We start from the raw sequence: 22,232 nt of genomic DNA, 5'->3' as shown, positions 1-22,232 counted from the left end.
CCACTTACTACGAGCTGCCGGAGCCGGAGCCCGAGTGCGATTTGGTGTCCGTGGCCCTCTGCCCCCGGCGGTGGGCCGCGACGCGTTCGCGGGTCGCGCAGCGGCGGGAGCAGTAGCGGCGGGCCGGGCCCGGGCCCGAGGTGAGGTAGACGTTCCGGCAGGCCGGGGATGCGCACAGGCCGCCCGGCGGGCGTTGGTGGTCCCAAAGGAGGACGGTCAGCGCCAGACACGACGAGGTCAGGAACCACTCGTCCCATGGGGCGTCGTCGTGACTGTCGAGGTGGGGATGCCACGGAGTGCTGCCGCCGTGCGAGGTGAGCCGCAGCGGTCCGGTCTGTTCCGCGAGCAGGCGGTTGAGGGCTGCGGCAGCCGTGTCGACGTCCTCGGCGGCGAAGACCTCACGGAGGAGGAGAGCGCCCGCACGCATCCGTACGACGTCGTCCGGGGCGAGCTCGACGGGCTCCGACTCGCCGTACTCCCGCAGTACTTCGGCGACTGCTTCGACGTCCGCTGCCTCGACGTCCGCTGCTTTGGGCTGCGGCTCCTGGTCGCCCGTACCGGACAGGGCGTTGATCAGGGCCGCGGTGCGCCGGGCGTTGGCCAGGACGGAGTGCCGTGTGGACCAGTCGTCGGGGAGGGCTGCCATGGGCCGAATGTAACGCATATTGCGCAGTTTTGAGTTACATACGTAACGTCATCCCGATGAAGAGGCGTTACGCGATGGGGTCCTTCCTCGCCGGGGCGGCAGCGGCGCGGGCGGGCGACGAGATGTCCGGTCCCGCGTTGTTGCTGGCGGGCTATGCGGTCGGAGGGTCGGCCACGGAGGCGTCGGCGCTGCTGGCGGGCATCACGGTCTCGGCGGCGGTCGGCGGCCCGCTGCTGGGAGCGCTCCTCGACAGGTCCCCGAGGCCGGGCCGCCTGCTGGCCCGCGCCCTCGCCCTCTACGGGACGGGCCTGGTGCTGATGCTCCTGAGCCTCGGCCGCCTTCCCCTCCAACTCACGGTCCTGATCGCCGTGTTCACGGGACTCCTGGGTCCGGCCCTCTCCGGCGGCTGGACCGCCCAACTGCCCAGGGTCGTGCCCCGCGAACGGATGCCACGCGCGAACGCGCTCGACGCGATGACGTTCAGCCTGGCGAGTCTGGTCGGCCCGGCGCTCGCCGGAGTGCTCGCGCATCTCCTCGGAGCACCGGCCGCCGTGGTGGCGTCGGCGGCGCTGATCGCCTGTGCCCTGCCTGCGGCATGGACGCTGCCGACGGACGGGGACGAGGACCGTCGCCGCGGCCGGGACAAGGCCCCGCCGACCGCCCCCGCGCCCCTGACCGCCGACCTCGCCGCCGGAATCCGCGCCATCACCCGCACCCGACCACTGGCCCGGGCCACCCTCGCCTCGGTCGTCTCCTGCATGGGCCTGGGCATGTTGATCACCTGCACCCCGTTGCTCGGTGAGCGGGCTTTCGGTTCGGCCGCCGAGGGCACGCTGCTCCTGACCTGCACGGCGGTCTCGGCCCTCGCCGCCAACGCCGTACTCGCACGCAGGCCCCGAACCATCGCGCCGGACACGATCATCTGGTCCAGCACACTGCTCCTGGCGGCGGCGCTCGTACTGTCGGCGACAGGCCACCCGGTCCTGGTCGTGGTGGCGGCCCTGACGACGGGCGTGGCCGAAGGCCCGCAACTCGCCGCGTTGTTGGCGATCCGGCACCGGGAGTCACCGGAACGCCTCCGCAGCCAGGTCTTCACGACAGGCGCCAGCCTCAAGATCACCGGCTTCGCCCTCGGCGCGGCCGTCGCGGGCCCGCTCGCGACGCACTCACTGCCCACCGCGCTCCTGACGGCCGCGGGGGTTCAACTCGTCGCGGGCCTGAGCTTCCACGCGTTCGCTCCCGGCCGGGGGAGCAGAGCTTTTCCCCCGTGGTCATGAGCTCCGACCTGCGTTGTGTCACCAGGCTTGTATGTGCATGACAGCAACGGCGGAAGTCCGGGAGCATGGGTTCGTACCAGTCGGAAATCCGAAATGGGGGAAACACATGCGGACTTTGACGGGCACGTTAGTCAGCGCCACCGCGGTCGCCGGGATCCTCGTCGGCAGCCTTGCGGGGGCGAGCAGCAGTTTCGCGGCAACCGAGGCGGCCACGAAGCCGACGGCGAAGTCGGCGGCGAAGTCGGCGGCGAGCGCCGAGGCCGTCAGCCCGCTCGCGGTCGACAACCACGGTCTGTCCACGCCGGAAGCCAGGAACGTCCAGTGCTGGCTGATGGACAACTGGGGCTACCCGGGCCCGCTCAACGGCCAGTTGGGCACCGAGAGTTGGAAGGCGATACAGCGCTTCCTCCAGGCGAACTGGGGGTACCCCGGCCCGATCAACGGAGTCCCCGAGTTCAGCACCGACAGGGCGTTGCTGACTTTCCTGACGGCGGAGTACGGCTACCCCGGACCGATCGACGGAGTCTGGGGCCCCAGCGCCACGGTCGCCTTCAAGAGGTTCGCCGCGTGGTGCGCCGGGGCGTGCTGAGCCAGTAGCTCTCCGGCTGCCCGGACTCCGCCGTGTCGGCCGGCCAAATCAGCCGGCCGGCCGCCGGTCCGTTCAGAAGGCGTGTGCCATCAGTTCCGCGAACAGCGCGTGCTCGTCGACGTCGAGTCCGCGTGAGCGGAACCAGCCGCAGATGTTGGCGCAGTCGCGCTGGAGGAAGGTCATCCCGTTGAGGTTGCCTACCAGGTCGACGATCTGTGGCAGGTCGATGACGACCAGCCGTTCGCCCGCCGCCAGGATGTTGTACGCCGAGAGGTCGCCGTGCACGAGGCCGTTCTGCACCATCGTCGCGAGCGCGTCGGTGAGTTGCTCGAAGTACGACGCCAGCAGCTCGGGTGAGGGCCGGGTCTGGGCGAGCCGGGGCGCGGTCTGGACGGCCCCGTCCTCGTCGACGACGGTGATCCACTCCATCAGGATCTCGGTGCCGTCGATCTGGACCGGGTAGGGAACGGGCAGCCCGAGGTTCCAGAGGCGCACCAGCGCACCCCACTCGGACACCGCCCACTCGCCGGCCGCGACCTGCCGGCCGAAGGTGCTCTTCCGCTTGATGGCCCGCTCGTCACGTGAGCGCTTCATCGAGCGGCCCTCGGTGTAGGACGCGGAGCGGTGGAAGGTCCGGTGCTCGGGGGAGCGGTACCGCTTGGCCGCCATGACCACGCCGCCGCCGGCGGGGTCTCGCGGATCGGCGCGCTCGATGAGGTGGACGTCGGCTTCCTTGCCGGTCTTGAGGACGCCGAGCTCGGTGTCGATCGCGCCCTGCGAGGTCACCACCCAGTCCGGGAGCGGCTCGGGGCCCCGGCAGAGAGGTTCCACGCTGAGCCAGGTCGACCAGCGCCGGCCGTCCTCGAGGTCGTCGTAGGCCTGGAAGTCGAAGACGAACCGGTCGTCGACGTCGTCCAGTACCGCGTCGCCCTGCGGCGGGACGTGGCGGTAGGTGTCGGTGCCGAAGTCGTCAGGAAATGCCGGGTGTTGAGGCTGCTGAGGGTGTTGCGAGAGATCGTCGTGAGACATCGCTGGAGGTACTCCATGAGGCGAGAGGGAGGCGGTCTGCGGGCAGGCCGAGGACAGTCGTGGTCACCGTCGTGCCTCCTCTCGTGGAGCACCGGGCAGCTCCCGGTTTCCCGCCCATGGTGAGGCGCGGCCATGGGGAGCCGCAACCGAATAAAGCCGTCCCGGCCTTGCCCGGGCCGACCTCGGCCGGGTCGGCGCCGCCGGTGCCCGGAATCCCGGCGCCGCGAACCGCCCCCGCCGCTACGATCCGGCCATGTCAGACAGATCATCAAGAGACGGTGCCAACGAGATCGTGCTGACGGGCGGGGGCATCACGGCACGGTTCGACGGGCAGCGGCTGCGGCTCGTCCAAGGGGCCACCACCTGGACCGTGCCCGTACGCGCCCTGCGGGCCGCCGAGTTGACGCCCGACGGTGACGTACGCGTCGACCTGAGCGGGGACCCCGGCGCCGCACGGCACGGGCTCGGCGCGGGTGTTTCGATACCGACCCGCAACGCCCACGCGGCCCGGGCCTTCACCGAGTCGCTCCAGCGCGCCCTGGCCACCACGACCGCCGTGCCCGACGGACACGCGCTGGTCCTCGTGGACACCCGGCAGCCGACCATGAGCCCACGGGCTCGCCGCGGCCTCATGATCGGCGTCGCGGCCGTCGCCTACGCCGCCGTGCTCCTGCTCATCGGGCAGTACGGCGCCGGTGACACCGGTCCGGTGATCCTGGCATTCGGCTGGCTGGGCCCCGGCGGCCTGGGACTCCTGTACTTCTGCTGGGTCCGGCTGATACGCGATCTCGTCGTCCTGCGCCGCCGTGGCATCACCGTCTCCGGCCGCAGCGAGGGGACGGTACGGGGGTTCGGGGGCAACGTCTTCTACTTCCGGCAGCTCAGCTTCCGGACGGCCGACGGAAGGGACCTCGCGCGGGTCGAGTCACGCGGTTCGGTGGGCGGCATCACGACGGGGGTGGGACGGGTCGATGTCACCTACGACCCACTCGACCCGAGCAGGGCAACGGGCCCTCTCACCGTCAACCACGTCGGCTGGACACTCGTCCTGGTCATCTGCGGCCTGGTCGCCACGCTGTTCTGGGCGGTCGGACTGTACGTCGCCCTCACCGGCTGACGCTCACCGCAAGAGCCCCCCGACAAAGGCGAGCCACGCGTCGGCACCGACCAGCAGAACGGCCCCGCCCACGACCTTGCTGTCCCGCACGGGTACGACACCGGGGATGCCATCGGCGACTTCGAGGCATTCGCCGCCGTTGTCGTCGCTGTAGGTGCTCTTGCGCCAGCGGGCGGCGCCTATGAAGTCATAGGCGACCGTGACGCAGTTGCCGCCCTCGCCGTTGCTGTGGCTGCTCTTGCGCCAGCAGGCGTTGCTCAGGTCGTACTCGCGCATCGTCTGTGGTCCTCCGCCGCCGATTCGATCAGGGCCTGGGACGCCTCCGGCGGCAGTGCGGCGGCCCTGAGCAGATCGTATGTCCCCTGCACCCGCTTAACCAGGGCCGGGTCATCCAGCAAGTTCCCTGAATACACCGCCTCTGTATAGGCAGTTGGCGGAGCGTCCTCGAACTCCATGAGCTGCACCATGCGGCCCATGAGCGGGTACGCGCCTACTGAGTACGGCAGCACCTGCACCAGGACCGTCCGCTGTCGGATCAGTTGGGTGATGTGGTCGAGCTGCTCGGCCATCACCGCGGCGCCGCCGACCGGGATCTTCAGGACGTGCTCATGCAGGATCGACCAATACTCGGGCTTTGTAGTGCCGTCCAGCAGCTGCGCCCGCTCCCGGCGAGCCACCACCTTCTCCTTGATGTACTCGTCGGTGACGAACGGGTTGCCCGCCAGCATGACCGCGCGGGTGTAGGCCGGTGTCTGCAACAGGCCTGGCACCAGCGTTGGCGCGAACGTGGAGATCTTCGTCGCCGTCCGCTCCAGCTCAACAACCTCCGCGAAATACTCCGCATACCGCCGATCATCGATGAGCTTTCGCCACGTGCGCTCGAAAAAGCCATCGGTTTGCAGGACCTCGTCGATCCGCTTCGCCACATCCAACTGCGGTTTCCGAATGGCCTGTTCGAATTGCCCGATGTAGCCGCCCGACACAAAAACGCGATGACCCAAGTCCGCTTGGGTTAACCCGGCGTCTTCCCGGCGCCTCTTCAACTCCGTGCCGAAGAACTCCCAAGCAGCCTGCCGCGAACCATTGGCCATGGCCAAGCCCCCTTGTACTGCCGTGTACTGCACCGACGTTGCTGAGCGTAGAGGTCTTCCAAAGTCTAAGCGGCAAGCGTCACCGTGGAGATGAAAAGCGTGAAACCCAATTGGAAAGGGGAACACCGTGAAGGCTGACGGGATCGGCCACGGCGCACAGCACTCAGCGGCGTGTGTCGAACAAGCGGAGGAAACGGTGAAGGAATTGCGCGCGGCACTGGCGACGGCAGGAATTAAGTTGCCGACACTCGGGATCGACCCGGCAAGTTTGGCGCGGGAGGCCCCTTGTCCGCTCGTCGAATTGGGACGGTGTTCCGTCGAGACGGCGGCGCGACTCGCGGCGGTGCTGGGATGAAGCCGAAGGTCGGGACGTACGTCGTCGACACGAGGACGGGAAGGGTGGGCGTGGTGATGGGGCACGAGGGACCCTACGTACAGCTCAGGCCGTACGGCGGCGGCAAGGAGTGGGACTGCGCACCGGACACCGTCCGGGGAGCCACCGCGGCGGAACGTCTCAGCGCGGCCACCGCGTACGCCAACGCACGCAGCCGCGGCGAGGTCCCCTGAAACGCCCGGAGGTGCCTGTCATAGGGTGCTGCGCCATGGCGATATGGATATGGAAACGTCGCAGGCGGAAGGCCGCGCGCAAGTACCCCGTGCCGCTGACCATGCACCAGCTGTGGATGGTGTCGCTCAGCGCGCCGGTGAACCGTGACCGGGACGCCTCGCGGACGACCCTGTACCCGTTCACCCGCATCGACGACGACAAGGCCGGGCGCTGGCTGGCCGACCAGTGGGAGATCACCTCACGCGCGGAACTGGTCGGCCGGCTCGACGGCCTCGCCCGGACCGGCTACCGCGCCGGCGCCCGGCGGCGGCTCGGCGTCGAGCCCCTGGCGTGGGACGCGGGTCTGTACGTCGACATCACCCGCCGGGGCTTCGCGTGCGGGATGCTCGGCGAGGCCGACGCCTGGACCGCGCTCAAGAACATCGTCCCGGCGGTGGTGAGGTCGTACGCCTCCTGGAACGAGTACGCCGAGCACTACCTGCTCGGCAGGATGGTCTGGCGGGAGAACCTTCAGGGCACCCCGGACGCCCCGCCCCCGCAGGCCGTCTCGGACGCCCATCTGAAGTCCCTGCTCGACCCCGCGAACCGGGCCAGCCCGTGGAACATGGCGCCCTGGCACGCGATCAGCCACCCCGACCACACCCGCTGACTCCGTACGCGAGAATGGGCCCATGAGCCTGTTCCGCGACGACGGCGTTGTCCTGCGCACCCAGAAGCTGGGTGAGGCGGACCGCATCATCACGTTGCTCACTCGCGGTCACGGGCGTGTGCGGGCCGTCGCGCGGGGCGTCCGGCGGACCAAGTCGAAGTTCGGGGCGCGGCTCGAACCCTTCTCCCACGTGGACGTGCAGTTCTTCGCGCGCGGGAGCGAGCTGATCGGGCGCGGGCTGCCGCTGTGCACACAGAGCGAGACGATCGCTCCGTACGGTGGCGGGATCGTCGCCGACTACGCGCGGTACACCGCCGGGACGGCCATGCTGGAGACCGCCGAGCGGTTCACCGACCACGAGGGCGAGCCGGCCGTGCAGCAGTATCTGCTGCTCGTCGGCGGGCTGCGGACGCTCGCGCAGGGCGAGCACGAGCCGCACCTCATCCTCGACGCCTTCCTGCTGCGCTCACTCGCCGTGAACGGCTACGCGCCGAGCTTCGGCGACTGCGCGAAGTGCGGAATGCCGGGACCGAATCGGTTCTTCTCGGTCGCCGCGGGAGGTTCCGTCTGCGTCGACTGCCGGGTGCCCGGCAGCGTCGTACCCTCGGCAGGGGCCCTCGAACTGCTCGCCGCGCTGCTGACGGGGGACTGGGCGACCGCGGACGCCTGCGAGTCGCGGTACGTCCGCGAGGGCAGCGGTCTGGTGTCGGCCTATCTGCACTGGCACCTGGAGCGCGGACTGCGCTCGCTGCGTTACGTGGAGAAATAGGCAATAGCAAGCAGAGAAGTACCCGTAGGCACGTCACGTAAGAGGAGACGAGAAGCACATGGTGGTACGCGGGATCCTGGGGCGCCAGCGCCGCGAGTACAAGACGCCGGAGCCGCACCCGTCCGGCGCCCGCTCGCCCAAGCTCCCCGGCGAGCTGATCCCGAACCACGTGGCGTGCGTGATGGACGGGAACGGCCGCTGGGCCAAGGAGCGCGGGCTGCCGCGCACCGAGGGGCACCGGGTCGGCGAGGGCGTCGTCATGGACGTCCTCAAGGGCTGTCTGGAGCTCGGCGTCAAGAACCTCTCGCTGTACGCCTTCTCGACGGAGAACTGGAAGCGGTCGCCCGAGGAGGTCCGCTTCCTGATGAACTTCAACAAGGACGTCATCCGGCGCCGCCGCGACGAGATGGACGAGCTCGGCATCCGGATCCGCTGGGTCGGCCGCATGCCCAAGCTGTGGAAGTCCGTCGTCCAGGAACTCCAGATCGCCCAGGAGCAGACGCAGAAGAACGACGCGATGACGTTGTACTTCTGCGTCAACTACGGCGGTCGCGCCGAACTCGCCGACGCCGCGAAGGCGTTGGCCGCGGATGTCGCCGCCGGGAAGCTCGACCCGGACAAGGTCACCGAGAAGACCATCCAGAAGTACCTCTACTACCCGGACATGCCGGACGTGGACCTCTTCCTGCGCCCGAGCGGTGAGCAGCGCACCTCCAACTACCTGATCTGGCAGTCCAGTTACGCCGAGATGGTCTTCCAGGACGTCCTGTGGCCCGACTTCGACCGCCGCGACCTGTGGCGTGCGTGCGTCGAGTACGCCTCCCGCGACCGCCGCTTCGGCGGAGCCGTCCCGAACGAGCAACTGCTGGAGATGGAACGGGACATGAAGGGCAACATCGAGGGCTGAGCACAACACATACGAGCTGACACAGCGGCACCCGGCGCTCCCACGCCGGGTGCCGCTGCCATACGGGGAGGGACAGGGGTCAGCTGGTCGTCACCGCCGTGTCGTCGATCACGAAGCTCGTCTGGAGCGAGGAGTCCTCGACACCGGTGAACTTCAGCGCGACCGTCGTACCGGCGTAGGCCGACAGGCTCAGCGACTTCGCCACGTACCCGCTGGCCGCGTTGAGGTTCGAGTAGGTGGCCAGAGTCGTCGACCCGGCGGTCACCGTCAGCTTGTCGTACTGCGTGCTGGTGGTGGTCTCCGCCGTGTCGACGTGCAGGTAGAACGTGAACGTGGTGCCCGTGCAGCCGCTCGGGATCGTCACCGACTGGGACAGCGTGTCGGTGTGCGTCGAGCCGTAGCCGTCCAGCCAGGCCTTGTACGAGCCGGTCCGGGCCGCCTGGCTGCTGGAGTTGGTGATGACCCCGCTGGTGGCCGTCCAGGTGGTGCTCCCGGACTCGAAGCCCTGGTTGCCCAGGAGCTGCGCCGAGGTGCAGGAGCCGCCACCGCTCGCGCTGACCGTCCAGGTGAAGGACGCCGTACCGGTGGCACCCGTGCTGTCGGTCACCGTGACGGTCGTGCTGTACGTGCCCGCCGTGGTCGGAGTGCCGGAGATGGTGCCCGTGGAGCTGCTGATCGACAGGCCGCTGGGCAGACCGCTCGCCGCGTACGTCAGCGTGCCGCTGTTGGTGCTGCTGGCCGTGATCGCCAGGCTCACCGCCGTGCCGACCGTGGACGACTGGCTGCCCGGGTTGGTGACCGTGACCCCCGTCGTCGGCACGGTGATGTGGCTGCCGACGTTGACACCGGCGAAGGCGTTGCCGACCCCGGCGTACTGGGTGGAGCTGCTGCCGTAGAGCGCCGCGGCGGCGTTCAGCGCGGCCGTGCGGGCCTGGGCGTACGTGGTGCTGGACGTCATGTACGTCGTCAGCGCCTTGTACCAGATCTGCAGGGCGGCGGCCCGGCCGATGCCCGCGACGGCGACACCGTCGGAGGTCGGGCTGTTGTAGGTCACGCCGTTGATGGTCTTGGAGCCGCTGCCCTCGGAGAGCAGGTAGAACATGTGGTTCGCCGGGCCCGAGGAGTAGTGGACGTCCGCGCTGCCGATGCCGGAGTACCAACTGTCGTAGGAGGAGCCGTCCTTGTCGGGCTCGTCCATGTAACGCAGCGGCGTACCGTCGCCGTTGATGTCGATCTTCTCGCCGATGAGGTAGTCGCCGACGTCGGTGCTGTTGTTGGCGTAGAACTCCACACCGGTGCCGAAGATGTCGGAGGTCGCCTCGTTCAGCCCGCCGGACTCACCGGAGTAGGTGAGGTTCGCGGTGTTGGAGGTGACACCGTGGCTCATCTCGTGCCCGGCCACGTCCAGCGAGGTGAGCGCGTGCGTGCTGCTCGTGCCGTCGCCGTACGTCATGCAGAAGCAGTCGTCGTCCCAGAACGCGTTGACGTACGCGGTGCTGTAGTGGACGCGCGAGTAGGCCGCGACCCCGTCGTTCTTGATGCCGCTGCGGCCGAAGGTGTTCTTGTAGAAGTCCCAGGTCGTCTGGGCGCCGAAGTGCGCGTCGACACCGGCGGTCTGGGTGTTGGAGCCCGACCCGGTGCCCCAGGTGTCGTCGGCGTCCGTCATCAGGGTGCCGGTGCCGGACGTGCCGTTGTTCAGGCTGTACGTCTTGTGGGTGCCGCGCGTGGTGTCGTTCAGCTGGTACGTCGAACCGGACAGCGTGGTCCCGATGGTGACCGTTCCGCTGTACTGGCTGTTGCCGGTGCCGGTCTTGATGCCCTGGTAGCGGTACAGCTCCTTGCCGCTGATGGCGTCGGTGATGACATGCAACTGGCTGGGCGTGCCGTCGTCCTGGAGACCGCCGATCACCGTCTCCCAGGCGAGCTTCGGGGTGCCGCTGCCGGCCCAGATCACCTTGCGGGCGCTGTCGGTGGTGGCCTTCTCGGCGTCCAGGGCCTTGGCCGCGCCGAGTGCCTTGGTCTCGGCCGCCGACTTGCTGAAGGCCGGGGTGGTGGAGGGCACCTTGATGGTCTGCTTGGTGTTGAAGGTGCTGCTCACCGTGCCCGAGGCCTGTGAGGCGGGCGGGGTGTGCACCACGACGTCGCCGCCGAGCACCGGCAGCCCGGCCCAGGTGCGCTCGTAACGGGTGTGCAGTGTGCCGTCGTTGTCCTTGACGACATCCTTGACGACCAGCTTCTCCTTGGCGCCGAGGCCTAGGGTGGTGGCGGTCTTCGTGGTCTTCTGCGTCGCGCTCTTGATCAGCGCGGTGCGCTGGGTGGGGGTGAGCTTCGCCTCCTGGGCCCCGGTGCGCAGGGGGCTGGGGCTCGGCGGCGTGGGCTTGGCGGCGGCCGGGACGGTCTGGACGCCGACGGCCAGGAGGGCGGCGGTGGCGACCAGTGCGCCGGCCGCGGTGGCTCTGCGGGAGGGTCTGGCGGATCTGTGGGGGGCGTTGCTGGTGGATCGTCTCACTCGGGACTCCTATGAGGGGGCGGGGGTGCGCGAGACGTGGGGGATGGCTGGGGGAACACTGGCAGCGTTGATGAGGTCATGTCATTAGCGCCCGGAGAGGTCGAGGGTTATCCCTCTGTCACATGGCGTTACTTTGCGTTGCCTTGGCGAGGACTTGGCGACCCTGAAACACGGCCGACCACAACCGGGCATGACTCAGCCGGCCGACGAATGAACGCCGACCGGCTGCTTTGTTCCAGGGACGCGGCCCTGCTTTTCAGGCGCGGCCCCACTTTTCAGGGGCGCGGGGAACTGCGCAATCTTTTAGGGGCGCGGGGAACTGCGCGAGCAACCCCGACCGACCCGCACCCGAAAGCGAACTCCCGCTCCCTGCCTACCCCTTGGCGCGCGCAGCGCACTCCGCGCAGGTGCCGAAGATCTCCACCGTGTGGGCCACGCTCACATAGCCGTGCTCCGCCGCGATGGCCTCCGCCCACTTCTCCACGGCCGGACCCTCCACCTCGACGGCCTTGCCGCAGACACGGCACACGAGGTGGTGATGGTGGTCGCCGCTCGCGCAGCGGCGGTACACGGACTCGCCGTCCGACGTGCGCAGGACATCGACCTCGCCGGCGTCGGCAAGGGACTGCAGCGTGCGGTACACCGTGGTCAGCCCGACGGAGTCGCCCTTGTGCTTGAGCATGTCGTGCAGGTCCTGGGCGCTGCGGAACTCGTCCACCTCGTCGAGCGCCGCCGCCACGGCGGCACGCTGCCGGGTGGAACGGCCCCGAACGGGCGGTCCAGCGGTAGTCACCGTTGCCTCCAAACGTCTGCGGCTTGCCGGGCCATTGTGCCAGCCCGGACCGGGCGCAGTCAGACGCCGACCTTTCCGGTGGGTGCGCGCGTGGCCGGAATCGCGCACTCCGCCGGATCGCCGGCCTCCTGGGCCGCGGCCTGCGCGGCGGCCCGCGCCCTGCGCCGGGCCAGTGGTGTCGCCAACGCCGTGAGCAGGATGAACACGCCGATGGTCAGCAGGACGATCGTCGCACCCGGCGGCACGTCCTGGTAGTACGAGGTCACCGTGCCACCGATGGTCACGCTCACCCCGATCGCCACCGCGATCGCGAACGTCGCGGCGAAACTGCGGCTGAGCTGCTGCGCGGCGGCCACCGGCACCACCATCAGCGCGGAGACCAGCAGCAGGCCCACGACCCGCATGGCGACCGTGACGGTGACCGCCGCGGTGACGGCCGTGAGCAGGTTCAGGGCGCGCACCGGCAGCCCGGTGACCCGCGCGAACTCCTCGTCCTGGCTCACCGCGAACAGCTGCCGCCGCAGCCCGACCGTGACGAGCACGACGAAGGCCGCCAGCAGACAGATCGCCGTCACGTCCTCCTCGGAGACCGTGGAGAGCGACCCGAAGAGGTACGAGGTCAGGTTGGCGTTGGAGCCGCCGGGCGCGAGGTTGATGAACATCACACCGCCCGCCATGCCCCCGTAGAAGAGCATCGCCAGCGCGATGTCGCCGCGCGTCTTGCCGTACCAGCGGATCAGTTCCATCAGGATCGCGCCGACCACGGAGACGGCCGTCGCCATCCACACCGGGGACCAGGAGAGCAGGAAGCCGAGGCCGACGCCGGTCATCGCGACATGGCCGATGCCGTCGCCCAGCAGGGCCTGGCGGCGCTGCACGAGGTAGATGCCGACGGCGGGCGCGGTGATACCGACGAGGACCGCGGCGAGCAGGGCCCGCTGCATGAAGGCGTAATCGAGGATTTCGAGGTTCATGGCGATCAGCTCAGCAGTCCCGTCCGGATCGGTTCGGCGTCGTGAGCCGCGTGGGGGTGTACGTGGTCGTGGCCGGGCAGCGCGTGCTGGCCGAGCGCCTGCGGGGGCGGGCCGTCGTGCATGACGCAGCCGTCGCGCAGCACGACCGCGCGGTTGATCAGCGGCTCCAGCGGGCCCAGTTCGTGCAGGACGAGCAGGACGGAGGCGCCCTGGGCGACCTGCTCGCGCAGGGTCTCCGCGAGGACCTCCTGGCTGGCCAGGTCCACACCTGCCATCGGCTCGTCCATGATCAGCAGCTCGGGCCCGGCGGCGAGGGCACGGGCGATGAGTACGCGCTGGTGCTGCCCGCCGGACAGCGCGTTCACCGAGTCCTTGGCACGGTCCGCGAGGCCGACCAGACCGATGGCCCGCTGGACCGCCTCGCGGTCGGCCCTGCGCAGGACACCGAAGCGGGCCCGGGACAGCCGCCCGGAGGACACCACCTCGGTCACCGTGGCGGGCACCCCGCCTGCGGCGGTCGTGCGCTGCGGTACGTAGCCCACGCGCGACCAGTCGCGGAAGCGGCGCCGCGGGGTGCCGAACAGCTCGATCTCGCCGCTGGTGACCGGCACTTGGCCGATGACCGTACGGACGGCCGTCGACTTGCCGGAGCCGTTGGCGCCGAGCAGCGCGACGACCTCACCGCGGTTCACGGTGAGGTCGATACCGCGCAGGACGGGGCGTGAGCCGAGCTCGGCCGTCACACCGCGCAGGGAGATGACCGGCGATGCGCCGGGCTCGTCCCTCGTGCCGCCGTCCTTCATACCGCCACCCTCCGGGGGTTGGTCACTTCGCGCCCAGTGCCGACTGCAGCGCCTTGAGGTTGGACTCCATCACCTGGAAGTAGTCGTCACCGCGGGACTTCTTCGTGATGCCCTCGATCGGGTCGAGCACATCGGTCTTGAGGTTCGCGTCCGCGGCGATGGTCTTCGCGGTCTTGTCGCTGACGAGGGTCTCGTAGAAGACCGTGGAGACGCCGTCGGCCTTGGCCATCTTCTCAAGGTCCTTGACGCGGTTGGCGCTGGGCTCGCTCTCCGGGTCCAGGCCGTTGATGGCCTCCTCGGTGAGGCCGTAGCGCTCGGCGAGATAGCCGAAGGCGGCGTGCGTGGTGATGAAGACCTTCGTCCTCGTGTTCTTGAGGCCGTCCTCGAACTGCGTGTTGAGGGCGTCCAGCTTCTTCACCAGGGCCGCGGTGTTCTTCTTGTAGTCCGCCGCGTTGTCCGGGTCGGCCTTCTCGAAGGCCTTGCCCACACCCTCGGCGACCTCGGCGTACTTCACGGGGTCGAGCCAGATGTGCGGGTCCTCGCCGGAGCCCTCCTCGCCCTCGTGGTCGTCGTGCTCGGCCGCGTGGCCGCCGACCTCGTTGCCGTGCTTCTCCAGGCTGGTGAGGGTGGCCGCGTCGATCTTCGTCTTGATCTCGGACTGGGCGACCGCGTCGTCGACGGAGGGCTGGAGGTTCTTCAGATAGAGGGCCACGTCCGACTCCTGGAGCTGCGCGGTCTGCTTGGCGCTGATCTCCAGGTCGTGCGGCTCCTGGCCGGGCTCGGTCAGCGTGCTCACGCTGACGTGCTCCCCGCCTATTCGCTCGGCTATGAACTGCAACGGGTAGAACGACGCCACGACGTCGAGCTTCCCGCTGTTGCCGTCGGCCGCGTTGGACTCGGACGAGCAGGCGGAGAGGAGCCCGAGACCCAGGGCGGTGGCAGCGGCGACCGCGGTGCCGGATACAAGACGTCGTCGTACGTTCATGACACCCATTTTCAACAAGTCTGGAAACGATTGTCAATAACGCGTCTTGTGATCTGGGCTTCATCCCGATATGGGAGGGGTGTGGCGCGAGGGGTGGGGACGGTGTGCGGCCAGGACCCCAACCGATTTGATCCGGGGGCAGGGGCCGCCGGTAATCTGAAGCATTCGCTCTGAAGCAATCGCTGTGAAGCAACCGCTTCGTCGCCCGTCGTCGTAATGAAGAGAGCACCGTGGCCGCCGACAAGATCGACACCATCGTCAGCCTGAGCAAGCGCCGTGGCTTCGTCTACCCGTGCAGTGAGATCTACGGCGGCCAGCGAGCCGCCTGGGACTACGGGCCGCTGGGTGTCGAGCTCAAGGAGAACATCAAGCGCCAGTGGTGGCGCTACATGGTGACGTCGCGCGAGGACGTCGTCGGTATCGACTCGTCCGTGATCCTGGCGACCGAGGTCTGGGTGGCCTCCGGCCACGTCGCCACGTTCTCCGACCCGCTCACCGAGTGCACCTCGTGTCACAAGCGGTACCGCGCCGACCACCTTGAAGAGGCGTACGAGGCCAAGCACGGCCGCACCCCCGAGAACGGCCTGGCCGACCTCAACTGCCCCAACTGCGGCAACAAGGGCACCTTTACCGAGCCCAAGCAGTTCTCCGGCCTGCTCTCCACGCACCTCGGCCCCACCCAGGACAGCGGCTCCGTCGCCTACCTGCGCCCCGAGACCGCGCAGGGCATTTTCACCAACTTCGCCCAGGTCCAGCAGACCTCGCGCAAGAAGCCGCCGTTCGGCATCGCGCAGATGGGCAAGTCCTTCCGCAACGAGATCACGCCCGGCAACTTCATCTTCCGGACCCGCGAGTTCGAGCAGATGGAGATGGAGTTCTTCGTCAAGCCGGGCGAGGACGAGAAGTGGCAGGAGTTCTGGATGCAGGAGCGCTGGAACTGGTACACCGGCCTCGGCCTCCGCGAGGAGAACATGCGCTGGTACGACCACCCGGCCGAGAAGCTCTCGCACTACTCGAAGCGCACCGCCGACATCGAGTACCGCTTCCAGTTCGGCGGCAACGAGTGGGGTGAGCTGGAGGGCGTCGCCAACCGCACGGACTACGACCTGTCCGCGCACTCCAAGGCCTCCGGCCAGGACCTCTCCTACTTCGACCAGGAGGCCGGCGAGCGCTGGACCCCGTACGTCATCGAGCCGGCGGCCGGTGTCGGCCGCGCGATGCTCGCGTTCCTGCTGGACGCGTACGTCGAGGACGAGGCGCCCAACGCCAAGGGCAAGATGGAGAAGCGGACCGTTCTGCGGCTCGACCCCCGGCTTTCGCCGGTGAAGGTCGCGGTGCTTCCGCTGTCGCGCAACCCCGAGTTGTCGCCGAAGGCGAAGGGGCTCGCCTCCGCGCTTCGTCAGAACTGGAACATCGACTTCGATGACGCCGGGGCCATCGGCCGTCGTTACCGGCGGCAGGACGAGATCGGTACGCCGTTCTGCGTGACGGTGGACTTCGACACGCTCGACGACAACGCGGTCACCGTTCGCGAGCGGGACTCGATGAAGCAGGAGCGCGTGTCGCTGGACCAGATCGAGGGGTACCTGGCGAGCCGCCTCATCGGCTGCTAGTCGCCGGCCGCTGGCTGCTTTGCGGGTGAGTGTCTGCGTGGCTGGTGTTCGCTGCCGACTGCGGGTTCGTCGTGGCTGGTTGCGCAGTTCCCCGCGCCCCTGAAAGCAGTAGGTTGCCGCGGCTCTGAAGCGGAGGGGTCCGCGCCCCTGAGGAAGAAGGGGTGCGGACCCCTTTCAAATGCCCCGGTTTTGTTACGTCCGTAACGGATGTAATGGAACCGGGGTTTTTGCAATCCGGGAGGCCGGGGGTTCCGAAGGAGGGGGCAGACGGTCCGCAGGGGGCGGGCCGGCACCTTCACGGGGGTACGGATGCGCAAGCAAGCAGTCATGGGCGTACTGGCGATGGCGGTGGCGCTCGGGACGGTCGGTGCCGTCGGTGCCGGGGCATTGGGCGGGTCGACGGAGAAGGGTGGCTCCGGCTCCGGAGCCGGGGTCGAGGCCAAGGGTGGTGGGGGCGGGCTGCCGGAGGCGCTCGCGCCCAGCGGGCTGCGGGCCGTCGGGCTCACCGCGGACCAGAAGCTCGTCCTGTTCCGCGTCGACCGGCCGGGTGCCGCGGTGCCGCTCGGGAAGGTCGACGGGCTCAAGGGCGACAAGTCGCTGGTCGGCATCGACTACCGCGTCCAGAACCGGAAGCTGTACGCGGTCGGGGACCGGGGCGGCATCTACACGATCCGTGAGGCGGGCGCCCGCGCCACCAAGGTCTCGCAGCTCAGCGTGGCCCTCCAGGGCAAGGCCTTCGGCGTCGACTTCAACCCGGCCGCCAACCGGCTCCGGGTCATCAGCGACACCGGGCAGAACCTCCGCCACAACCTCGACGACCCGGCCGGTGCACCGGCTCCCGGCACCACCGCCGTCGACGGCACCCTCACCAACCCGCCGGTGCCCCCGAACCCGGGTGCCACCGCGCTGGGCGTGACCGGGGCCGCGTACACGAACAACGACCTCGACGCGACGACGGCCACCACCCTCTTCGACCTCGACACCACGCTGGACCAGGTGTCGGTGCAGTCGCCCGCCAACGCGGGCAACCTCGCGCCTACGGGCAAGCTGGGCGTCGACGCGCCCCTGAACTCCGGCTTCGACATCTACAGTTCGGCGCGGAACGGGACCAACACCGGGTACGCGGTGACGGGCGGCAAGTCGTTCCGGGTCAACCTGCTGACGGGGAAGCTGAGTTCGCTGGGCTCGTTCCCGCACGGGCGGCAGGTGGTGGATGTCGCGCTGCCCTTGAACCAGGGCTGATCAGGGCGGTAACTGGCCTGTGATGAAGGGCAGTTGACGGGTGGCGGCCGACGGACGGTGAAGTCCGTCGGCCGCCACCCGTCCCGTCATGTCCTGTCCGGTCAACTTCCTTCGGTGGCGGGCTGCTTGGTGAGGGCGGTGGGCTGGGCGGGGAGCGCGTCCGAGCCCTCGGGGGCGGGAGACTTCGAGGGCGCGCCCTTCGCGCCCTTCTCCTCCTGCTCCTCCTCCACGAACGGGAGTTCGCCGTCGAGCACCTTCTTGGCGCGAGCCGAGTCCAGGGCGCCCTCCCAGCGGGAGACGGCGAAGACTGCGACGCAGTTGCCGAGCAGGTTGGTGGCGACGCGCATCGAGTCCATGATGCGGTCCACGCCGAGGAGCAGGGCGACGGCTCCCACGGGGATGACCCCGAGCGCGGAGGCGGTCGCGGACAGGGCGAGGAACGCCGAACCCGGCACGCCCGCCATTCCCTTGCTGGTCAGCATCAGGATCAGTACGACGGTGATCTGCTGGCCCAGGGAGAGGTCCACGCCGACGGCCTGGGCGATGAAGAGGGTGCCGACGGAGAGGTAGATCGAGGCGCCGTCGAGGTTGAAGGAGTACCCGGTCGGCAGGACCAGGCCCACCGCGTCGTCGCGGCAGCCGGCGTGGCGGAGCTTCTGCATCATGCGGGGCATGACGGTCTCGCTGGACGCGGTGCCGAGTGCGAGCAGCATCTCCTCGCGGGTGTAGCGGACGAACTTCCACAGGCTGACGCCCGCGACCGCCTTGAGGGCGACGGCGAGCAGCAGCAGGAAGATCAGCGCGGTCGCGTAGCAGACGAGGATGAGCTTGCCGTACGTGGACATGACACCGACCCCGTACTGACCGACCAGGTGGGCCGTGGCGCCGAAGACCGCGAGCGGGGCGAGCTTCATGACGAAGCCGACTATCGCGAAGACGATCTCCTGGGCCTGCTGCACGGCGGGCAGGATCGCGGGCACCTTGGTGTGGCCGAGGTGGAGCACCGCGGCGCCGGTCAGACAGGCCAGCACCAGGACCTGCAGCAGCGAGTTCTCGGCGAAGGCGCCGACCGCGCTGTCGGGCAGGGAGTGCAGGATGAACTCGCTGGTCGAGGGCAGCGAGCCGCCACCGGTCTTCTCGTCGACCGCGGAGGCGTCCAGCTTCGACGGGTCGACGTTCATACCGGCGCCGGGCTGGACGAGGTTCCCGGCGACCAGCCCGAACAGCAACGCGAACGTGGTCGCGACCTCGAACCAGATCAGGGCCTTGAGTCCGATCCGTCCGAACGCCTTGAGATCACCGGCCTTGGTGATGCCGACGACCACCACGCAGAACACCAGGGGCGAGATCACCGCCTTGATGAGCCGGATGAACCCGTCGCCGAGGGGCTGGGCGGCCGTGGCGATGTCCGGCCACAGCTTTCCGACGAGGATTCCGAGGACGAGTGCGCAGGCGACCTGCGCGAACAGCGAGGTCCGCAGCTTGCGGACGGCGCGTCGCGGCAGGGACGGTACAGACGGTGGCACGGTGTTCCTCCAAGCGACTTCTGTCATGCGGAAAAGAACTTCCGCATGGTGACCGTCGTCACTATGCCCCGCTCGTGTGATCCGCAGAAGAACCCGGCCGCGGATCGGGCCAAATCTTGGATGTTGCTCCAAAAAACGGAGAGCGCGGCGCGGTGGGGGTCCGGGTAGACCCCCACCGCGCCGCGCTGTGACCGTGTTCGGTCGGTGCTCCCTCAGGCCTCCGACGGATCCACTGTTGCCTGGTGTGCCTCCGCGAGATGCTCCTCGGCCTTGAGCCAGGGCAGGAACTGGGCGGCCTTCCGCCAGCCGCAGGTGTCGCATCTGATCGTCCGCTGCACGCCCGTGCGTTGGACTCGGACGATGTGCTCGCGGCCGTGCTGGTCCCAGCGGCTCACCTTGCTGGTGTTGATCTGCAGCATGACGCCTCCTGGTGGTCGCGCTCCGCTTGCGCGCGCTAAGGAGTGTGCAGCAAGAACAACATCAACAGGGACACAACTGTGGTGAGTTGTGTGCGAATTCCGCGCACTGTTCCGTCCACTCAGGCGATGGCGCGGGGCAGTCGCAGGCTCAGCCCGGTGGTCAGTGCGACCCCGGCGAGCTGGACGAGAAGCGTCGTGACCAGGGCGTCCCGCATGCCGTGGCCCGGCGTGAGCGTCAGGAAAAGGGTGCCGAGCGTGGCCACACCCAGGGCCAGGGCGGACTGCTGGGCGGTGATCATGACGCCGCTGCCCACGCCGGCGCGGGCCGGGGGGACCTCGGAGAGTATGACGCGGAAGAGGATGGGGAGTTGGAGGGCCTGACCGGCACCCGCGATGATCACGCCGGGCCAGAGTTCGAGCCCGCCGACGTGGGGCCAGGAGCTCCACACGGTGAGGGCGAGGACGGCCACGCCGACTGCCTGGACCAGGCCGCCCGCGGTCACCACCCGCGTGCCCCACCGGGCCACCAGCCGCGGGCCCAGGAGCGAGACCACGAAGAAGGACACCGCCATCGGGGCCAGGGTGAGGCCCGCGCGGACCGGGCTCAGGGCGACCCCCTGCTGCAGCGCCACCGCGATGACGAACATGAAGCCGCTGAAGCCGATCGAGAAGGGGAGGATCATCACCAGGCCCCGGCGCAGGGGGAGGTTGGAGAACAGGCTCGGTGGGACCAGCGGGGTGCGGCCCAGCCGTTCCGCCCGCCGCTCGACGAGGTAGAAGGCCGTCGCCGCGACCGGGAACACCGCCAGGGACACCCACGTCCACAGGGGCCAGCCCGACGCCCGGCCCTCGGTCAGCGGGGCGAGCAGGGACACCAGGGCGATGGCCAGCAGGGCGGTGCCGGGGCCGTCCACCGGCGCCGGGTGCTGCGAGCGGGTCTCGGGCACGGCCTTGGCGGCCAGGAAGAGGCCCACCAGCACGACCGGCACGTTCACCAGGAAGACCGCGCGCCAGCCGGTGCCCGCGATGTCCGCCGCGACGAGGACGCCGCCGAGGATCTGCCCGGCCACCATGGAGAGCCCGGCCGTGGCCCCGTACAGGCCCATCGCCTTGGCGCGGCGCGGGCCTTGGGTCGCCGACTGGATGGTGGCGAGGACCTGCGGGAGCATCGCAGCCGAGGCCGCGCCCTGCGCGACACGCGCCGCGACGAGCGTCCACGCGCTCGGCGCGAGCCCGCAGGCCAGCGAGGTCAGCCCGAAGGCGATCATCCCGCCGAGGAACAGCCGCCGTCGGCCGAACATGTCGCCCAGTCGCCCGCCGAGGACGAGGAGCACGGCGTACGCGACGCCGTATCCGGCGACGACGAGTTCCAGGACCGCGTCGCCCGCGGCCAGGTCGTGGCCGATCGTGGGCAGGGCGACGTTCACGATGAAGAAGTCGATGAGGGGCAGGGCCGCGCCGAGCAGCACGGTGAAGAGTCCGAGCCCGCCGAGCACGGGTGGGACAACGGTGGAGCGGGCTGTACGGGAAGCGAGGGTTTCGGTCACGCTGTCGAGAGTGCTCCCCCTCTTAGGCTGGTACCAGAGTCTCTTTATCCTGTTACAAGGAGTACCTGGAAACAGGGTGAGGGCAGCGGCACGCTGGAGGCATGACGACCATGGCCGAGGAAACAGCGGTACGGGAGAACGGGGCGGCCGGGGCCACCGAGGCGGCCGGAGCGCAGGGGCGTGTGGCCCAGGCCCCCGGGATCTCGGGTGCGCCCGCGCGTGAGCCGGAGGGCGTGCGTGAACCGGAGAGCGGGGCCTCGCGCGAGTCCGACATCCGGCGCCATGAGCTCGCCGCCTTCCTGCGGCACCGGCGCGAGCACCTCACGCCCGAGCAGGTCGGCCTGCCCCGGGGCCGTCGCCGGCGCACGCCGGGTCTGCGCCGGGAGGAGGTCGCGCACCTCTCCGCGGTGGGCGTCACCTGGTACACGTGGCTCGAACAGGCCCGGGACATCCAGGTCTCAGTCCAGGTCCTCGACGCCCTCGCCCGCACACTGATGCTCGACCAGAACGAGCGCGCCCACCTCTTCCAGCTGGCCGGTGCCGTCGACCCCACCCCGGCCTCGCGCTGCCAGACGATCACTCCGGCGCTGTTGCAGACACTGGAGCAGCTGGAGCCGCTGCCGGCCTGCATCCAGAACAGCCGGTACGACATCCTCGCGTACAACCGCACGTACGGGAGTCTGCTCTGCGACCTCGACGAGGTGCCTGCCGAGGACCGCAACTGCATGGTCCTCATCACCACGAACGAGCAGTGGCGCTCGTCGATCGTGATGCTCGACGAGTCGATCCGGCTGATGGCCGCCAAGTTCCGCGCCTCGATGGCCGGGCATCTCGCCGACCCCGCCTGGAAGATGCTGCTCAAGCGGCTGCGGGCGGAGTCGGAGCAGTTCCGCGAGGTCTGGGAGCGGCACGAGGTGGTCGGCTCGCGCAGCAAGACCAAGTTCTTCGACAACCGGCACGTGGGGCGGTTGACCCTGGTCCACACCGATCTGTGGCTCGGTCCGGGGGAGGGGCCGCGGATGGTGACGTACGCGCCCGCCGACGAGGAGTCTCGGGAGCGGCTGGAGAAGCTGCATGCGGTTGCTGTTGAGCGGGGGTGAGTTTTGGTGCGGCGGGTGGGTGCTTGGTGCGGGTGGGTCGGTGCTGAGCGCGCAGTTCCCCGCGCCCCTAAAGACAAAA

The 22,232-nt window shown here is 69.3% G+C and carries 23 protein-coding genes; 11 read left to right on the top strand and 12 right to left on the bottom strand.

Annotated elements, in window-relative coordinates:
- Positions 1-7 precede the first annotated feature (7 nt).
- Complete coding sequence (locus ACN20J_RS17375) at positions 8-646, bottom strand: CGNR zinc finger domain-containing protein (RefSeq protein WP_189837938.1); 639 nt, start codon at positions 644-646, stop codon at positions 8-10.
- A gap of 56 nt (positions 647-702) precedes the next feature.
- Here ACN20J_RS17375 and ACN20J_RS17370 point away from each other — a divergent pair, with 56 nt between their 5' ends.
- Both ACN20J_RS17370 and ACN20J_RS17365 read left to right on the top strand, forming a co-directional pair.
- Positions 703-1,923, top strand: coding sequence for an MFS transporter (locus tag ACN20J_RS17370; RefSeq protein ID WP_419666259.1), 1,221 nt, complete (start codon positions 703-705; stop codon positions 1,921-1,923).
- A gap of 106 nt (positions 1,924-2,029) precedes the next feature.
- Positions 2,030-2,512, top strand: coding sequence for a peptidoglycan-binding protein (locus ACN20J_RS17365; RefSeq protein WP_419666258.1), 483 nt, complete (start codon positions 2,030-2,032; stop codon positions 2,510-2,512).
- 72 nt (positions 2,513-2,584) lie between these two features.
- Here ACN20J_RS17365 and ACN20J_RS17360 read toward each other — a convergent pair whose 3' ends face one another.
- A complete protein-coding gene (locus ACN20J_RS17360) occupies positions 2,585-3,541 on the bottom strand; it encodes a serine protein kinase RIO (protein ID WP_189837941.1) in 957 nt (318 codons plus the stop codon).
- 253 nt (positions 3,542-3,794) lie between these two features.
- Between ACN20J_RS17360 and ACN20J_RS17355 the strand changes: the two genes are divergently transcribed.
- Positions 3,795-4,658 carry a hypothetical protein gene (locus ACN20J_RS17355; RefSeq protein WP_419666257.1) on the top strand — a complete coding sequence of 288 codons (864 nt, stop codon included), beginning with the start codon at positions 3,795-3,797 and terminating at the stop codon, positions 4,656-4,658.
- A 3-nt stretch (positions 4,659-4,661) separates the two neighbouring features.
- Here the strand turns inward: ACN20J_RS17355 and ACN20J_RS17350 are convergent, their stop codons facing one another.
- Both ACN20J_RS17350 and ACN20J_RS17345 read right to left on the bottom strand, forming a co-directional pair.
- Complete coding sequence (locus ACN20J_RS17350) at positions 4,662-4,934, bottom strand: DUF397 domain-containing protein (protein WP_419666256.1); 273 nt, start codon at positions 4,932-4,934, stop codon at positions 4,662-4,664.
- Positions 4,916-5,749: a helix-turn-helix domain-containing protein gene (locus ACN20J_RS17345; RefSeq protein ID WP_419666255.1), complete on the bottom strand. Its 834-nt coding sequence runs from the start codon at positions 5,747-5,749 to the stop codon at positions 4,916-4,918. Before ACN20J_RS17345 ends, ACN20J_RS17350 begins: the two co-directional genes overlap by 19 nt.
- A gap of 127 nt (positions 5,750-5,876) precedes the next feature.
- On the opposite strand from ACN20J_RS17345, the gene ACN20J_RS17340 reads away from it, so the two are divergent.
- From ACN20J_RS17340 to ACN20J_RS17320, 5 genes are read left to right on the top strand one after another with little or no spacing between them, the layout of a single operon-like run.
- Complete coding sequence (locus tag ACN20J_RS17340) at positions 5,877-6,104, top strand: hypothetical protein (RefSeq protein ID WP_189838536.1); 228 nt, start codon at positions 5,877-5,879, stop codon at positions 6,102-6,104.
- A complete protein-coding gene (locus ACN20J_RS17335; protein ID WP_055613418.1) occupies positions 6,101-6,316 on the top strand; it encodes a hypothetical protein in 216 nt (71 codons plus the stop codon). The genes ACN20J_RS17340 and ACN20J_RS17335 overlap by 4 nt, the downstream gene beginning before the upstream one ends.
- Positions 6,317-6,351: 35 nt before the next feature.
- Positions 6,352-6,966, top strand: coding sequence for a DUF1266 domain-containing protein (locus tag ACN20J_RS17330; RefSeq protein ID WP_361896354.1), 615 nt, complete (start codon positions 6,352-6,354; stop codon positions 6,964-6,966).
- A gap of 22 nt (positions 6,967-6,988) precedes the next feature.
- Positions 6,989-7,735, top strand: a complete 747-nt coding sequence (gene recO / locus ACN20J_RS17325; protein ID WP_055613416.1) for a DNA repair protein RecO — start codon at positions 6,989-6,991, stop codon at positions 7,733-7,735.
- 58 nt (positions 7,736-7,793) lie between these two features.
- Positions 7,794-8,642, top strand: a complete 849-nt coding sequence (locus tag ACN20J_RS17320) for an isoprenyl transferase (protein WP_361910378.1) — start codon at positions 7,794-7,796, stop codon at positions 8,640-8,642.
- A gap of 79 nt (positions 8,643-8,721) precedes the next feature.
- Here the strand turns inward: ACN20J_RS17320 and ACN20J_RS17315 are convergent, their stop codons facing one another.
- The 5 genes from ACN20J_RS17315 to ACN20J_RS17295 all read right to left on the bottom strand — a co-directional run bounded on the left by ACN20J_RS17315 (position 8,722) and on the right by ACN20J_RS17295 (position 14,706).
- The gene (locus tag ACN20J_RS17315) at positions 8,722-11,151 is read right to left on the bottom strand and encodes a M4 family metallopeptidase (RefSeq protein WP_419666254.1); all 2,430 of its coding nucleotides are present in this window, start codon (positions 11,149-11,151) and stop codon (positions 8,722-8,724) included.
- A gap of 373 nt (positions 11,152-11,524) precedes the next feature.
- Positions 11,525-11,944 (bottom strand): Fur family transcriptional regulator, encoded by a 420-nt coding sequence (locus tag ACN20J_RS17310; protein WP_189837949.1) that lies wholly within the window; start codon positions 11,942-11,944, stop codon positions 11,525-11,527.
- Between the two features lie 59 nt (positions 11,945-12,003).
- Positions 12,004-12,918, bottom strand: a complete 915-nt coding sequence (locus ACN20J_RS17305) for a metal ABC transporter permease (RefSeq protein ID WP_055613413.1) — start codon at positions 12,916-12,918, stop codon at positions 12,004-12,006.
- A 5-nt stretch (positions 12,919-12,923) separates the two neighbouring features.
- Entirely contained in the window at positions 12,924-13,721 is a 798-nt protein-coding gene (locus tag ACN20J_RS17300) for a metal ABC transporter ATP-binding protein (protein WP_190227971.1), read from the bottom strand.
- Between the two features lie 22 nt (positions 13,722-13,743).
- Positions 13,744-14,706, bottom strand: a complete 963-nt coding sequence (locus ACN20J_RS17295; protein WP_190227972.1) for a metal ABC transporter substrate-binding protein — start codon at positions 14,704-14,706, stop codon at positions 13,744-13,746.
- 230 nt (positions 14,707-14,936) lie between these two features.
- Between ACN20J_RS17295 and ACN20J_RS17290 the strand changes: the two genes are divergently transcribed.
- The gene (locus ACN20J_RS17290; RefSeq protein WP_055613410.1) at positions 14,937-16,319 is read left to right on the top strand and encodes a glycine--tRNA ligase; all 1,383 of its coding nucleotides are present in this window, start codon (positions 14,937-14,939) and stop codon (positions 16,317-16,319) included.
- Positions 16,320-16,628: 309 nt separating this feature from the next.
- Positions 16,629-17,561, top strand: a complete 933-nt coding sequence (locus ACN20J_RS17285) for a DUF4394 domain-containing protein (protein WP_189837953.1) — start codon at positions 16,629-16,631, stop codon at positions 17,559-17,561.
- Between the two features lie 101 nt (positions 17,562-17,662).
- Here the strand turns inward: ACN20J_RS17285 and ACN20J_RS17280 are convergent, their stop codons facing one another.
- The 3 genes from ACN20J_RS17280 to ACN20J_RS17270 all read right to left on the bottom strand — a co-directional run bounded on the left by ACN20J_RS17280 (position 17,663) and on the right by ACN20J_RS17270 (position 21,053).
- Positions 17,663-19,087: a cation:dicarboxylate symporter family transporter gene (locus ACN20J_RS17280; protein ID WP_419666253.1), complete on the bottom strand. Its 1,425-nt coding sequence runs from the start codon at positions 19,085-19,087 to the stop codon at positions 17,663-17,665.
- Positions 19,088-19,299: 212 nt separating this feature from the next.
- Complete coding sequence (locus ACN20J_RS17275; protein WP_189837955.1) at positions 19,300-19,506, bottom strand: hypothetical protein; 207 nt, start codon at positions 19,504-19,506, stop codon at positions 19,300-19,302.
- Between the two features lie 119 nt (positions 19,507-19,625).
- Positions 19,626-21,053, bottom strand: coding sequence for an MFS transporter (locus ACN20J_RS17270; RefSeq protein WP_189837956.1), 1,428 nt, complete (start codon positions 21,051-21,053; stop codon positions 19,626-19,628).
- Between the two features lie 101 nt (positions 21,054-21,154).
- Between ACN20J_RS17270 and ACN20J_RS17265 the strand changes: the two genes are divergently transcribed.
- Entirely contained in the window at positions 21,155-22,153 is a 999-nt protein-coding gene (locus ACN20J_RS17265; RefSeq protein ID WP_419666252.1) for a helix-turn-helix transcriptional regulator, read from the top strand.
- Positions 22,154-22,232 lie beyond the last annotated feature (79 nt).

It is taken from the genome of Streptomyces sp. 2-1, assembly GCF_048564895.1.
Classification (GTDB): domain Bacteria; phylum Actinomycetota; class Actinomycetes; order Streptomycetales; family Streptomycetaceae; genus Streptomyces; species Streptomyces phaeochromogenes.
Note: the sequence above shows the minus strand (reverse complement) of the source record. Positions and strands in the feature narration are given on the sequence as shown.